Consider the following 12,869-nt stretch of genomic DNA (forward strand, 5'->3'; position numbering starts at 1 on the left):
CCTACGTTCGCTTAGATTTTCAGACCGCCTTCACGGGCTGCATCGGCCAAAGCTTTGATCTTGCCGTGGAACAGGAAACCGCCACGGTCAAAATATGCTTCGCTTACACCGGCCTTCTTGGCACGCTCGGCAATTGCCGAACCAACCTTGGTCGCTGCTTCGATGTTGTTCTTGCCAACAACGCCCAAGTCTTTTTCCATCGAGGACGCGGAAGCCAATGTGACCCCGTTTACGTCGTCGATCAGCTGGGCGCTGATGTTTTTGTTCGAGCGGTGAACGGAGAGGCGAAGACGCCCTGCGTTGACCCGGCGAAGTTTGTTCCGAACGCGCAGGCGGCGTTTCAGAAACAGTTGTCTTTTGCTGTTTGCCATCTGTGCGATCCTTACTTCTTCTTGCCTTCTTTGCGGAAGACGAACTCACCCTTATAGCGGATGCCTTTGCCCTTGTACGGCTCGGGCTTGCGCCATGCGCGGATGTTCGCAGCGACCTGACCAACAAGCTGTTCGTCAATGCCTTCTACCACAATCTCGGTCTGTTTCGGGGCTGTGACTGTCACACCTTCGGGTGCCACATAGTCAACATCGTGGGACAGGCCCAGGTTCAGTTTCAACGTGTTGCCGTTCATGGCAGCACGATAACCAACACCCTGGATCTCAAGCTCTTTTTTGAAGCCTTCGGTGACGCCGGCAACCAGGTTGCTTACCATTGTGCGGCTCATGCCCCACTGCTGGCGTGCGCGCTTGGATTTGCCGCGTGGTGTGATGGTGACCACGTTGTCTTCGACAGCCAATGTAACGTCGTCAGTTGCCTTGAAGGAACGTGTTCCCTTGGGGCCTTTGACTTCGATGGTCTGGCCGCTCACGGATGCTGTAACACCGCTTGGCAGGTCGACCGGTTTTTTACCAATACGAGACATTTTGCTCTCCTTAGAATACGGTGCAGAGCACTTCGCCGCCAACGTTCTGGCTGCGTGCATTCTGATCCGACATCACACCCTTGGGGGTGGAGACAATCGACACACCAAGGCCCTGACGGACAACGGGAATGTCATTGACGCCCATGTAGACGCGGCGACCGGGCTTGGAAACCCGCTTCAGCTCGCGAATAACAGGTTCGCCCTCGTAGTACTTGAGGCTGATTTCAATCGCGGGGTGGCCATCGGCGCCCGTTTTTGCTTCGTAGCCACGGATGTAGCCTTCGTCTGCAAGCACGTCCAGAACCCATGCACGCAGCTTGGAAGCAGGCGTCATGACAGTGGATTTGCCGCGCAGCGAAGAGTTACGGATGCGTGTCAGCATATCTGCGATAGGATCGTTCATCTGATGCGCTCCTTACCAGCTCGACTTGACCATGCCGGGGATTTGGCCCGAAGAGCCAAGGTCCCGCAGCGCGATCCGCGAAATTTTCAGTTTACGGTAGTAAGCGTGTGGACGGCCTGTCAGCTGGCAACGGTTGTGCAGACGCACAGCGCTGGAGTTGCGAGGCAGTTTTGCCAGCTTCAGGGAGGCGCGGAAACGCTCTTCCATCGGCTTGGATTCGTCGCTTACGATCTCTTTCAAGGCAGCGCGCTTGGCAGCGTACTTCTTGACCAGTGCTTCGCGCTTCTTTTCGCGCTCGATCATGGATTTCTTAGCCATATCTAAATCCTCCCCGCGCTTACGATGTGAAGGGCATGTTGAACGCTTTCAACAGTGCCTTCGCTTCAGCGTCGGTTTTCGCCGTGGTGGCGATCACGATGTCCATTCCCCAAGTCTCATCAACTTTATCAAAGTCGATTTCGGGGAACACGATGTGCTCTTTCAAGCCCATGGCGTAGTTGCCACGGCCGTCAAAGCTGTTGCCGTTGATGCCGCGGAAGTCGCGGATACGAGGCATTGCGATCGTGATCAGACGATCCAGGAATTCGTACATACGCTCGCCACGCAGGGTCACTTTCGCACCCAAAGGCATGTCTTCACGTACGCGGAAACCAGCGATGGATTTCTTGGCAACAGTTGTCAGCGCTTTTTGGCCGGCGATTGTTGTCAGGTCTTCCTGTGCGGATTTGGCTTTCTTGCTGTCACGAACAGCTTCTGCACCACAGCCGATGTTCAGAACGATTTTATCCAGACGCGGGATCTGCATTTCGTTCTTGTAACCGAACTCTTCCTTCAGAGCAGCGCGGATTTTGTCCGCGTACTCGCCCTTCAGGCGGGGTGTGTATGTTGCGTTATCAAGCATCGATCACGTCCCCCGTGGTTTTTGCAAAGCGCACTTTCTTGTCGCCTTCAATTTTAAAGCCAACGCGGGTTGCTTTGCCGTTGGCATCAACCAGCGCCAGGTTGCTCAGGTCGATGGGCATCGCTTTGGGAATACGGCCGCCTTGCGACGTCTGGGACTGACGCGTGGCGCGGATTGCCATGTTGATACCATCTACGATTGCTTTGTTGGCCTTAGGGTCAACGGACGAGATGGAACCCGTCTTGCCCTTATCCTTGCCAGCAAGCACGATGACTTTGTCACCTTTGCGAAGTTTAGCAGCCATTACAGCACCTCCGGCGCAAGCGAGATAATCTTCATGAAGTTCTTGGCGCGCAGCTCACGAACAACTGGCCCGAAGATACGTGTACCTACAGGTTCATTCGAGTTGTTCAGGATGACGGCGGCGTTACGATCGAAACGGATGGCTGTGCCATCTTCACGACGAACTTCCTTGGCAGTGCGAACGACGACGGCTTTACGCACGTCACCTTTTTTCACACGACCGCGAGGGATGGCTTCCTTGACCGACACGACAATAATGTCGCCGACGGATGCGTATTTACGCTTGGAACCACCCAATACCTTGATGCACTGAACACGGCGCGCGCCGCTGTTGTCAGCAACATCCAGGTTGGTCTGCATCTGGATCATTTGGTTTCTCCCGACCTTCTGGGGGGCGATGCGTGCCCTAACCCCAGGGTTTCGATTATATTGGTCCGCCCGAAATGGGCATCTCGCCCGTGCCTTTGGGCCTTGCCGCCCTCAGTGTCAAGGGAAACAAGGACCTCAGGCCCGAGCGAGCAGTACCTTAAGCCTCAGCGGCTTGCAGCACTTCCCAACGTTTGGTTTTCGACTTTGGTGCACATTCGATGATGCGAACAGCGTCGCCCACTTTGAATGTGTTGTTCTCATCGTGCGCCCGGTATTTTTTGGACTTACGGATGGTTTTCTTCAGAACCGGGTGCGTAAAGCGACGCTCGACGGAAACGGTTACTGTCTGTGCGTTGGCATCGCTTGTCACGGTGCCTGTCAGGATACGTTTGGGCATACTCTCAGGCTCCTATTATTCAGCAGATGCCGCGGCAGCGGCTTTCTGGTTCAGAACGGTTTTGACACGTGCGACGTCACGCTTAACGGTCTTCAAACGTGCGGAGTTCTCCAGCTGGCCTGTGGCTTGCTGGAAACGCAGGTTGAAGGATTCTTTTTTCAGGTTAACAAGCTCATCGCGGAGTTGATCCGGCGTCTTGTCGTGCAGTTCTTTGGCGTTCATCGCCTCTTCCTTTCGACATCACCAGTAGGCCCCGTATGGGTGACCATGATTCTGGTGGAGTTCATGTGAAAGGTTCCTCTACAGGCCCTACCCCTGTTTGGCAAGCAAGCTTTCTATAAAACCGTATCGCCACCCAGAACAGGCTGATATAGAACGGCCCTATGTCACAGATAGAATCCCTTTTCGTCACCCGTCTTTACCGCGCCGCCCTGTCCGAGCACGGTCAACCCGTTGATCCGGCCGAGCTGGAGGCCGCGTGCCTGTCCATCGCCGAGGATGACGAGGCCGGGCAGGAATGGTGCGAGGAACATGATTTCCCCGGCTACACCAGCTATGCGTCGCTCACCGATCTGCCGTGGCGGTTCCCGATCTTCAAGACGGTGAAGAAAGCGCTGGATAAACACGTCAAGGCTTTTGCAAAGGAACTGGCGTTTGATCTGGACGGGCGCAAGCTCAAGCTGGAAGATCTCTGGATTAACATCCTACCCGAAGGCGGTATCCATACGGCGCATATCCATCCCCATTCGGTGATCTCCGGCACGACCTATGTGGCGATGCCCGAAGGCACGAGCGCGCTTAAGCTCGAAGATCCGCGGCTGCCGATGATGATGGCTGCCCCCGGTCGCAAGAAAGACGCCCCGCGGGAGCTGCGCCAGTTCGTCTATGCAGAACCCGTCGTCGGTGACGTGCTGCTTTGGGAAAGCTGGCTGCGGCACGAAGTGCCGATGAACATGTCCGAAGATGATCGGATCTCGGTCTCGTTCAACTACGCCTGGGGTTAACCACGTTTGGGCGGCGTTGCCTTGCGCGCCGCCTCTTGTTCTTTGATCGCGGCCTTTTCCTCTTTGGTCAGCTTGTTGCCCCACTGATTATTGCTAAGACCCAGATCATCCGGCATCGGCTTGGTCTTGCCCTTTTTGATCGTCCCCCCCTTCTCGAGAAACGCTTTGATCAGGTCTTCGTCGGTGGTGGGCTTGGGCACATGTTTCATGTCAGCTCCTATAGGCAGATTACCCCGAGCCTATGCGCCACGCCTTGCGCTGGCTAGACCCTGCCGCCGCTTATTCATCATGCATTAATGTTTCAAAAATCGCGGGCTGGATCACGTCACCGCGGGTTCAGCAGCTTGTGACTAGGATTGCATGTGTCCCGGTGCCATCTCGACCCCGTTACCGTAAACGATGCGCACATAAGGAAGCCCCACGTGGATACCCCAAACCAAATCCCCCTGCCCGCCCTTGCCCTTGCCGGTCTGGTCGGTGAACTCACATTCGAGGCCTACGCATGGCTCGCCTCTCCCGTCCTGTTCGGCGTCAAGCTAGAACCCGCGAACCTGGTCATCGGGCTAAGCAAAAAGCTTTTAGGCCTGGACCTGACTTACGGCGCGGCCTTCGCCGTCCACTTCCTGATTGGCGCGTTAGGATTTGCAGCGGTGGTCTATCTAACCAAGCGGATGACACAACTCGGCTATATCGGCGCGGGTGCCCTGGCCGGAGTCATCTTGTGGTTTGTCGCCCAAGGCATTTTGGCACCGCTGATGGGGCGTAGCTTCATGATGGGTTTTGGCACCTACACGCAGTCATCCTTCGTGGGGCACGTGGGCATGACCATTGTCATCGCGATGGTCTGGCAAAAGCTGGCGCGCCGCCCCGCCAAGCTGTTTACCTAACCCTTACAGAGGCCGACAAAAACAAAAGCCCCCGCTGATGTCTCAGCGGGGGCTTTTCTATTCATTCTCCGACATGTGTCGAAGCGAAGGTCTTACCAATCTTCGCGTACAACGACGCGGGTTTTGATAGGCAGCTTCATCGCGGCAAGACGCAGAGCTTCTTGTGCAACGTCCTCAGCGACACCGTCGATTTCGAACATAACACGGCCTGGCTTGACCTTGCAGACCCAACGATCCACGGAACCTTTACCTTTACCCATACGAACTTCGATGGGCTTTGCGGTGACAGGAACATCCGGGAAAATACGGATCCAGACACGGCCTTGACGCTTCATGTGACGCGTCATGGCACGACGAGCAGCTTCGATCTGACGTGCAGTTACACGCTCGGGCTCGAGAGCCTTCAGACCGTAGGTACCAAAGTTCAGGTCAGACCCGCCCTTTGCCACACCTTTGATACGGCCTTTGTGCTGCTTGCGGAATTTAGTACGCTTTGGTTGTAGCATCTTTCATTCCCCCTTAGCGACGACCGCCGGCACCGCGTGGTGCTGGGCCGTCTTGCATTTCTTGTGCCTTGCGGTCACGCGCAGCCGGGTCATGTTCCATGATCTCGCCTTTGAAGATCCAGGTTTTGATCCCGATGATGCCGTAAGCGGTCGACGCTTCAACATGCGCGTAATCGATGTCGGCACGCAGAGTGTGGAGCGGCACGCGGCCTTCACGGTACCATTCGGTACGCGCGATTTCTGCACCACCCAGACGACCAGCAACGTTCACACGGATACCCAGGGCACCCATACGCATGGCGTTCTGTACAGCACGCTTCATGGCGCGACGGAAAGAGACCCGGCGTTCCAGCTGCTGTGCGATGGATTCACCAACAAGGGCTGCGTCCAGCTCTGGCTTGCGCACTTCAACGATGTTGAGGTGCAGGTCAGATTTGGTGATCTTGGCGATTTTCTGACGCAGACCTTCGATGTCTGCACCTTTCTTGCCGATGATCACACCGGGGCGCGCTGTGTGGATCGTGACGCGGCACTTCTTGTGTGGGCGTTCGATGATCACACGGGCGATACCGGCCTGTGCACATTCTTTCTTGATGAAGTCACGGATGGCGAGGTCTTCGAGCAGAAGATCACCATAGTCCTTCGTATCGGCGTACCAGCGGCTGTCCCAGGTGCGGTTGACCTGAAGACGCATACCGATCGGATTTACTTTGTTACCCATCAGGCTTGCTCCTCAACTTGACGCACGACAATCGTGATTTCCGAAAACGGCTTGATGATCTTGCCGAAACGGCCACGCGCACGTGGACGACCACGCTTCATGATCAGGTTCTTGCCGACATATGCTTCGGCAACGACCAGTTCATCCACGTCAAGGTTGTGGTTGTTTTCGCCGTTCGCGATGGCGGACTGAAGGCATTTCTTCACGTCCTGTGCGATCCGCTTTTTCGAGAAGGTCAGGTCCGTCAGGGCCTTGTCTACCTTCTTGCCACGGATCATCGCGGCGACGAGGTTCAGTTTCTGCGGGCTTGTGCGAAGCATGCGCAGTTTTGCACGGGCTTCGTTGTCAGCCACGCGGCGGGGATTTTTATCCTTGCTCATGGCTTATTTCCGCTTCGCTTTTTTGTCAGCTGCGTGACCATAATAGGTGCGAGTTGGCGAATACTCACCAAACTTCTGACCGATCATTTCTTCGCTGACGTTTACTGGGATATGCTTGTGACCGTTGTACACGCCGAACGTCAGGCCAACAAACTGTGGCAGGATCGTGGAACGGCGCGACCAGATTTTGATCACTTCGCTGCGACCGCTTTCGCGGGAGGCTTCGGCCTTCTTGAGGACATAAGAGTCAACAAAAGGACCTTTCCATACTGAACGAGACATCTATTAACGCCCCTTCTTCTTGGCGTGGCGCGAGCGTAGGATAAGCTTGCTGGACGCTTTGTTCTTGTTGCGGGTTTTTGCACCCTTTGTGGGCTTGCCCCAAGGCGTAACAGGGTGACGACCACCCGATGTACGGCCTTCACCACCACCGTGAGGGTGGTCGATCGGGTTCATAACAACACCACGTACCGAAGGGCGGATACCCTTGTGACGCATGCGGCCCGCTTTACCATAGTTCTGGTTGGAGTTGTCAGGGTTGGACACGGCACCAACGGTGGCCATGCATTCCTGACGCACCAGACGCAGTTCGCCCGAGGACAAACGGATCTGAGCGTATCCACCATCACGGCCTACGAACTGGGCGTAGGTACCGGCGGCGCGTGCGATCTGGCCGCCTTTGCCTGGCTTCATTTCGATGTTGTGAACGATTGTACCGATAGGCATGCCCGAAAATGGCATAGCGTTACCAGGCTTGATGTCGGCCTTGGCCGAGGAAATCACCTTGTCGCCAACAGCGATACGCTGTGGGGCCAGGATGTAAGCCTGTTCGCCGTCTTCGTACTGGATCAGTGCGATGAATGCGGTCCGGTTAGGGTCATATTCGATACGTGCGACAACCGCGGACATGTCCAGCTTGTTGCGCTTGAAATCGACGATACGGTAAAGGCGCTTTGCCCCACCGCCTGTGCGACGCATTGTGATCCGTCCGGTGTTGTTCCGACCGCCAGATTTGGTCAAACCCTGTGTAAGGGATTTGACCGGGCGGCCTTTCCAAAGCTCCGAACGGTCGATCAGTACCAGCCCACGCTGGCCTGGCGTCGTCGGTTTGTACGACTTGAGTGCCATGTTCTCTGTCTTCCGTTTTGCTTGTCCCCGGCCCCGTCGTGATGGTGCCGAGATGGTTGTAGGGCCCCGAAGGTCCCCAATTTGAAATGCCAGACAAAGAACCCCTTTGCCCAACCTCGCGCGTGGCTAGAACTCACCAATGCGCAAAACGACACAGCCCCGGACGAATCCGGGGCACTGCCGATGGGGTCGTTTAGGGGAGGATCAGCCGAGGGTCAAGGGAGCGTTCGGGAATAGTCGGGAAAACCCGACGTAGACCTACGCGGTGCCCGTCAGGACGCCATTGCCTTGACCTTGCGCGCGACGCTTTCAACCGACGGGTCGGCTGCCTTCGGTACAATACGGTAGACCGCATTCACGAAGCAGAACAGCGAAAACATCAGCAATCCGGCACAGAGCAGCCCAACCAGCACCCGTCCGTAGGCCTGCTGATGCAACCACTCAAACGCCGCATCGATACCGCCAGCATTCGACGCATTGGCACTTATCGCGGCATAGGCGATCAAACCACCGATGATCAGCACCACGACGCCCTGCGCAGCCACGCCGATACGCAACAGCGGATTCCAATGCAGGGTAAAGTGGTTCGCTTCCAAATGCTCGCGATACGACTGCGACGCGGCCTTGTAGAAATAGTAGAACCCCGTGCCCATCGTCGCCAGACCGATCCCGCCCACGACCCACACGCCCGCTGTGGTCTGCAGGAACTGATTCAGCAGCTCCTTGCTGCTAGAGCCAGAGGACGCCACCCCCAGCACCGTCACAGCCAGTGCACCGATGGCACCGTGGATCAGGCCGGTGACCAGCATCCCGAAACGCGCAACGATGCCCTTGGCCCCGCTGCCATATGCCTCGAGGTCCCAAAAGCTATCAACCGCGCGCCAGATCGCATAGGCGAACATCCCCGTGGCGATCGCAAAGATCACTGCAAACCCCGTCGCGCCGTCTAATGACTGCAGCGTCGACTTGGTGCCCTCGGCCTGACCGCCAGATACAACGGACCAGAGCGACAGCCCGGCCACGACAAGGTACACCAATCCGCGCCCGGCATAGCCCGTCCGCATGATCGGCACGGCCCAGGCGAAATCGTCGGGGTCATTACGGGACAGGATCTCTGATCGGGTGGACTGGACGGAGTTGATCGACATAGTGGCGCTATCCCTTCGGGCAAAGCCGGCCCCCATTAGCGGGGCCATTCCTTTGACGTGATGTGCAAGGTCAACGCACCGTAGGTCGGCAAGTTCCCGCGCGATATGCGCACCGGGTATCATCCAGGCACCACCGCCCTGAAAACGGAAAAGGCCCCCCGCCTTGCAGCGAGGGGCCCATTAACTTTTACGTCCAGTCAGAATTACAGACCGGTGGATACGTCGATGGAGTTACCTTCTTCGAGCGTAACGTAAGCCTTTTTCACGTCTTTCCGGCGACCCATCTGGCCACGGAAACGCTTTGCCTTGCCTTTGGTGATGGTCGTGTTCACGGCCTTCACCTTGACACCAAAGAGAGCTTCAACAGCTTCTTTGATCATTGGCTTGTTGCTGTCGATCGCAACTTCGAAAACGACTGCATTGTGCTCGGAAGCCATTGTCGCTTTTTCAGTGATGATCGGCTTGCGGATCACATCGTAATGTTCGTGCTTGGCGCTCATTTCAAACGGGCCTCCAGTGCTTCGATCCCCGCTTTGGTGATCACGAGTGTGTCACGCTTGAGGATGTCATAGACGTTTGCACCCATCGTCGGCAGGATATCCAGACCTTCGATGTTGCGCGCGGCTTGCAAGAAGTTCTCATTTACCGAGGCACCGTCGATGATCAACGCGCGCTTCCAGCCCAGGTTCTTAACCTGTTTGGCCAAAGCAGCTGTTTTCCCATCGGATGTGGCATCGTCGATGATGACCAGGTTGCCGGTTTTTGCCTTGGAAGACAAAGCGTGGCGCAGACCCAGTTTGCGGAACTTCTTGGTCAGATCGTGGCCGTGGCTACGAGGGGTTGGACCCTTGTAGATACCACCCGAACGGAAGATCGGTGCAGAGCGTGCGCCGTGGCGTGCGCCGCCGGTGCCTTTCTGGCGATAGATCTTCTTGGTCGAATAGCTGACCTCGGACCGTGTCTTGACCTTGTGCGTACCCTGCTGCGCGTTGTTACGCTGCCAGCGGACAACACGGTGCAGAATGTCGGCGCGTGGCTCAAGACCGAACAGGGCCTCGTCCAAGTCTACCGAACCGGCTGCGCCGCCGTCGAGTTTGATGACATCAAGTTTCATTCGTCACCTTCCTTCTTGTCCGACTCAATGGATGCTTCGGCTTCGGCAAGTGCGGCAGCTTCGGTCGCTGCTTGCTCTTCTGCCAAGCGTGCTGCTTCTGCGTCGGCCTCTGCAGCGGCTGCTGCGGCGGCTTCTTCAGCGGCTTTCGCGGCTTCGTCAGCGGCGGATTTCAAAGCGGCAGGCAGGATCGCGTCTGCTGGGAACGGCTTTTTCACCGCGTCCTTAACAGTCACCCAACCACCTTTGGAGCCTGGTACGGCGCCTTTGACCATGATCAGACCGCGTGCGCTGTCGGTTTTGACAACTTCGAGGTTCTGCGTGGTAACACGGGCAGCACCCATGTGACCGGCCATTTTCTTGCCTTTGAAAACCTTGCCTGGATCCTGACACTGACCTGTCGAACCGTGCGAACGGTGAGAGATCGATACACCGTGTGTCGCACGCAGACCGCCAAAGTTGTGGCGCTTCATCGCACCGGCAAAACCTTTACCGATGGAGGTGCCTGCAACGTCAACATACTGACCAGCAAAGTAGTGATCGGCGATGATTTCTTCGCCAACATTCAACATGGCTTCGGGGTCCACACGGAACTCCGCAACCTTACGCTTGGGTTCAACCTTTGCCGCAGCAAAGTGACCACGCATGGCCTGCGACGTCCGCTTGGCCTTGGCTGTACCTGCACCAAGCTGAACAGCTGTGTAGCCGTCCTTCTCGGGGGTACGCTGAGCAACAACCTGCAGTTTGTCGAGCTGAAGAACGGTCACAGGGATCTGCTTGCCGTCTTCCATGAACAAACGGGTCATGCCCATCTTTTTTGCAATAACGCCTGAGCGCAACATATTATTACCCTCCTACGCTTATGACTGCAGCTTGATCTCGACGTCCACACCAGCGGCCAGGTCGAGCTTCATCAGCGCGTCCACGGTCTGGGGGGTCGGATCAACGATATCCAGCAGACGCTTGTGCGTGCGGATTTCGAACTGGTCACGGGATTTCTTGTCAACGTGTGGGCCACGCAGAACTGTGAATTTTTCGATCTTGTTCGGCAGCGGGATTGGGCCGCGAACAGATGCACCGGTACGCTTGGCGGTGTTAACGATTTCCTGTGTGGACGCATCCAGCACGCGGTAATCGAACGCCTTCAAACGGATGCGGATATTTTGGCTTTGTGCCATATGTCATCATCCCTCATTGGGAGTAGAAACGAAGAGGAAGAGACGCCTCATCACGGCCCTTCATTGCGTTTTGTCGTAAATCAAACGGGGCGCGTAAAAACGCACCCCGCTGAGACTTGCGCTCTATAGGTCGAGTCGCGCCATGTGGCAAGGGGGGAATCCGAGGTTTCACTCAAATCCGCCCAGTGCGACCGCAATCAGCGGTCAAAGCGGTAGTGTTGCAGTCAGCACCGCACTCTCTCAAGCCACGAAAAAGGCCGCCCCGGGTAGGAGCGGCCTTCGTCTTGCTGCCGGTGCGCGGGATACCCCGCGGGTTGGCTTACTCGGTGATTTTGGAAACCACGCCCGCGCCAACGGTACGACCGCCTTCGCGGATCGCGAAGCGCAGACCGTCTTCCATCGCGATGGGGGCGATCAGCTCCACGTCGAACTGCAGGTTGTCGCCAGGCATAACCATTTCAGTGCCTTCTGGCAGCTGAACGGTACCGGTGACGTCTGTGGTCCGGAAGTAGAACTGTGGACGGTAGTTCGCGAAGAACGGCGTGTGACGGCCACCCTCTTCTTTGGTGAGGATATAGGCTTCGGCTGTGAACTTGGTGTGCGGCTTAACCGAACCTGGCTTACACAGAACCTGACCACGCTCAACACCTTCACGGTCGATACCGCGCAGCAGGGCGCCGATGTTGTCGCCAGCTTCCCCACGGTCCAGCAGTTTGCGGAACATTTCAACGCCGGTACATGTGGTTTTCTTGGTGTCGCGGATGCCAACGATTTCGATTTCGTCGCCAACGTTGATCACGCCACGCTCAACACGGCCGGTCACAACTGTACCACGACCGGAGATCGAGAAGACGTCTTCCACAGGCATCAGGAACGGCTGGTCAACAGCGCGCTCTGGTGTCGGGATGTAGTTGTCGACTTCTTCCATCAGCTTGCGGATGGAGTTCTCGCCGATGTTCTCGTCACGGCCTTCCATCGCCGCCAGAGCGGAACCGGGGATCACAGGGATGTCGTCGCCTGGGTAGTCGTAGGAAGACAGCAGTTCGCGGATTTCCATTTCAACCAGTTCCAGCAGCTCTTCATCGTCCACCTGGTCTACTTTGTTCATGTAGACAACCATGGCGGGGATGCCGACCTGACGGCCCAGCAGGATGTGCTCGCGGGTCTGTGGCATGGGGCCATCAGCAGCGTTCACAACCAGGATCGCGCCGTCCATCTGCGCCGCACCGGTGATCATGTTCTTGACGTAGTCAGCGTGGCCGGGGCAGTCGACGTGCGCATAGTGACGGTTTTCGGTCTCGTATTCGACGTGCGCTGTCGAGATGGTGATGCCGCGTGCTTTTTCTTCGGGCGCGCCGTCGATCTGGTCATAGGCGCGGAAGTCGCCGAAGTACTTGGTGATCGCCGCGGTCAACGTGGTTTTGCCGTGGTCAACGTGACCAATGGTACCGATGTTAACGTGTGGTTTATTACGTTCAAACTTTGCCTTAGCCATGGTGGCCTCCTTGGTTTTCAAA

The 12,869-nt window shown here is 56.7% G+C and carries 23 protein-coding genes; 2 read left to right on the plus strand and 21 right to left on the minus strand.

The features are described from left to right. Positions 1-11: 11 nt before the first annotated feature. From rplR to rpmC, 9 genes are all read right to left on the minus strand, one after another. Complete coding sequence (gene rplR, locus C1J04_RS13960; protein WP_005849801.1) at positions 12-371, minus strand: 50S ribosomal protein L18; 360 nt, start codon at positions 369-371, stop codon at positions 12-14. A gap of 11 nt (positions 372-382) precedes the next feature. Next, positions 383-916 (minus strand): 50S ribosomal protein L6, encoded by a 534-nt coding sequence (rplF, locus tag C1J04_RS13965; protein WP_005849804.1) that lies wholly within the window; start codon positions 914-916, stop codon positions 383-385. 10 nt (positions 917-926) lie between these two features. After that, entirely contained in the window at positions 927-1,319 is a 393-nt protein-coding gene (gene rpsH, locus C1J04_RS13970) for a 30S ribosomal protein S8 (protein ID WP_005849806.1), read from the minus strand. A 12-nt stretch (positions 1,320-1,331) separates the two neighbouring features. Then, complete coding sequence (gene rpsN, locus C1J04_RS13975) at positions 1,332-1,637, minus strand: 30S ribosomal protein S14 (protein WP_005849808.1); 306 nt, start codon at positions 1,635-1,637, stop codon at positions 1,332-1,334. Positions 1,638-1,656: 19 nt separating this feature from the next. Continuing rightward, positions 1,657-2,220: a 50S ribosomal protein L5 gene (gene rplE / locus C1J04_RS13980; RefSeq protein WP_005849810.1), complete on the minus strand. Its 564-nt coding sequence runs from the start codon at positions 2,218-2,220 to the stop codon at positions 1,657-1,659. Then, entirely contained in the window at positions 2,213-2,524 is a 312-nt protein-coding gene (gene rplX / locus C1J04_RS13985; RefSeq protein ID WP_005849812.1) for a 50S ribosomal protein L24, read from the minus strand. The genes rplE and rplX overlap by 8 nt, the downstream gene beginning before the upstream one ends. Continuing rightward, the gene (rplN, locus tag C1J04_RS13990; RefSeq protein WP_005849814.1) at positions 2,524-2,892 is read right to left on the minus strand and encodes a 50S ribosomal protein L14; all 369 of its coding nucleotides are present in this window, start codon (positions 2,890-2,892) and stop codon (positions 2,524-2,526) included. Before rplN ends, rplX begins: the two co-directional genes overlap by 1 nt. 157 nt (positions 2,893-3,049) lie before the next feature. Then, positions 3,050-3,289 (minus strand): 30S ribosomal protein S17, encoded by a 240-nt coding sequence (rpsQ, locus tag C1J04_RS13995; RefSeq protein WP_005849816.1) that lies wholly within the window; start codon positions 3,287-3,289, stop codon positions 3,050-3,052. Positions 3,290-3,304: 15 nt separating this feature from the next. Beyond that, positions 3,305-3,511 carry a 50S ribosomal protein L29 gene (rpmC, locus tag C1J04_RS14000; RefSeq protein WP_005849818.1) on the minus strand — a complete coding sequence of 69 codons (207 nt, stop codon included), beginning with the start codon at positions 3,509-3,511 and terminating at the stop codon, positions 3,305-3,307. Positions 3,512-3,672: 161 nt separating this feature from the next. On the opposite strand from rpmC, the gene C1J04_RS14005 reads away from it, so the two are divergent. After that, a complete protein-coding gene (locus C1J04_RS14005) occupies positions 3,673-4,293 on the plus strand; it encodes a TIGR02466 family protein (protein WP_009825297.1) in 621 nt (206 codons plus the stop codon). Here the strand turns inward: C1J04_RS14005 and C1J04_RS14010 are convergent. Then, entirely contained in the window at positions 4,290-4,502 is a 213-nt protein-coding gene (locus tag C1J04_RS14010; protein ID WP_005849822.1) for a hypothetical protein, read from the minus strand. The genes C1J04_RS14005 and C1J04_RS14010 overlap by 4 nt on opposite strands. A 213-nt stretch (positions 4,503-4,715) precedes the next feature. Between C1J04_RS14010 and C1J04_RS14015 the strand changes: the two genes are divergently transcribed. Further along, positions 4,716-5,180, plus strand: a complete 465-nt coding sequence (locus C1J04_RS14015; protein WP_009825298.1) for a hypothetical protein — start codon at positions 4,716-4,718, stop codon at positions 5,178-5,180. 92 nt (positions 5,181-5,272) lie between these two features. Here the strand turns inward: C1J04_RS14015 and rplP are convergent, their stop codons facing one another. From rplP to tuf, 11 genes are all read right to left on the minus strand, one after another. Beyond that, the gene (gene rplP / locus C1J04_RS14020; protein ID WP_005849828.1) at positions 5,273-5,686 is read right to left on the minus strand and encodes a 50S ribosomal protein L16; all 414 of its coding nucleotides are present in this window, start codon (positions 5,684-5,686) and stop codon (positions 5,273-5,275) included. A gap of 13 nt (positions 5,687-5,699) precedes the next feature. Continuing rightward, positions 5,700-6,407, minus strand: coding sequence for a 30S ribosomal protein S3 (gene rpsC / locus C1J04_RS14025; protein ID WP_005849830.1), 708 nt, complete (start codon positions 6,405-6,407; stop codon positions 5,700-5,702). Beyond that, on the minus strand, positions 6,407-6,787 hold the full coding sequence (rplV, locus tag C1J04_RS14030; RefSeq protein WP_005849831.1) for a 50S ribosomal protein L22: 381 nt from the start codon (positions 6,785-6,787) through the stop codon (positions 6,407-6,409). Before rplV ends, rpsC begins: the two co-directional genes overlap by 1 nt. A 3-nt stretch (positions 6,788-6,790) precedes the next feature. Then, positions 6,791-7,069: a 30S ribosomal protein S19 gene (gene rpsS, locus C1J04_RS14035; protein WP_005849833.1), complete on the minus strand. Its 279-nt coding sequence runs from the start codon at positions 7,067-7,069 to the stop codon at positions 6,791-6,793. Between the two features lie 3 nt (positions 7,070-7,072). After that, positions 7,073-7,915, minus strand: coding sequence for a 50S ribosomal protein L2 (rplB, locus tag C1J04_RS14040; RefSeq protein ID WP_005849835.1), 843 nt, complete (start codon positions 7,913-7,915; stop codon positions 7,073-7,075). Positions 7,916-8,187: 272 nt separating this feature from the next. Then, the gene (locus tag C1J04_RS14045) at positions 8,188-9,063 is read right to left on the minus strand and encodes a DUF1206 domain-containing protein (RefSeq protein ID WP_009825300.1); all 876 of its coding nucleotides are present in this window, start codon (positions 9,061-9,063) and stop codon (positions 8,188-8,190) included. Between the two features lie 203 nt (positions 9,064-9,266). After that, positions 9,267-9,563, minus strand: a complete 297-nt coding sequence (locus C1J04_RS14050) for a 50S ribosomal protein L23 (protein ID WP_005849839.1) — start codon at positions 9,561-9,563, stop codon at positions 9,267-9,269. Then, complete coding sequence (gene rplD / locus C1J04_RS14055; RefSeq protein WP_009825301.1) at positions 9,560-10,177, minus strand: 50S ribosomal protein L4; 618 nt, start codon at positions 10,175-10,177, stop codon at positions 9,560-9,562. Before rplD ends, C1J04_RS14050 begins: the two co-directional genes overlap by 4 nt. Beyond that, positions 10,174-11,016, minus strand: a complete 843-nt coding sequence (gene rplC, locus C1J04_RS14060) for a 50S ribosomal protein L3 (RefSeq protein ID WP_009825302.1) — start codon at positions 11,014-11,016, stop codon at positions 10,174-10,176. Before rplC ends, rplD begins: the two co-directional genes overlap by 4 nt. A gap of 18 nt (positions 11,017-11,034) precedes the next feature. After that, positions 11,035-11,352 carry a 30S ribosomal protein S10 gene (gene rpsJ, locus C1J04_RS14065; RefSeq protein ID WP_005849850.1) on the minus strand — a complete coding sequence of 106 codons (318 nt, stop codon included), beginning with the start codon at positions 11,350-11,352 and terminating at the stop codon, positions 11,035-11,037. 319 nt (positions 11,353-11,671) lie between these two features. Beyond that, complete coding sequence (gene tuf / locus C1J04_RS14070; protein ID WP_009825303.1) at positions 11,672-12,847, minus strand: elongation factor Tu; 1,176 nt, start codon at positions 12,845-12,847, stop codon at positions 11,672-11,674. Between the last annotated feature and the right edge of the window lie 22 nt (positions 12,848-12,869).

It is taken from the genome of Sulfitobacter sp. SK025 (assembly GCF_003352105.1).
GTDB lineage: Bacteria > Pseudomonadota > Alphaproteobacteria > Rhodobacterales > Rhodobacteraceae > Sulfitobacter > Sulfitobacter pontiacus.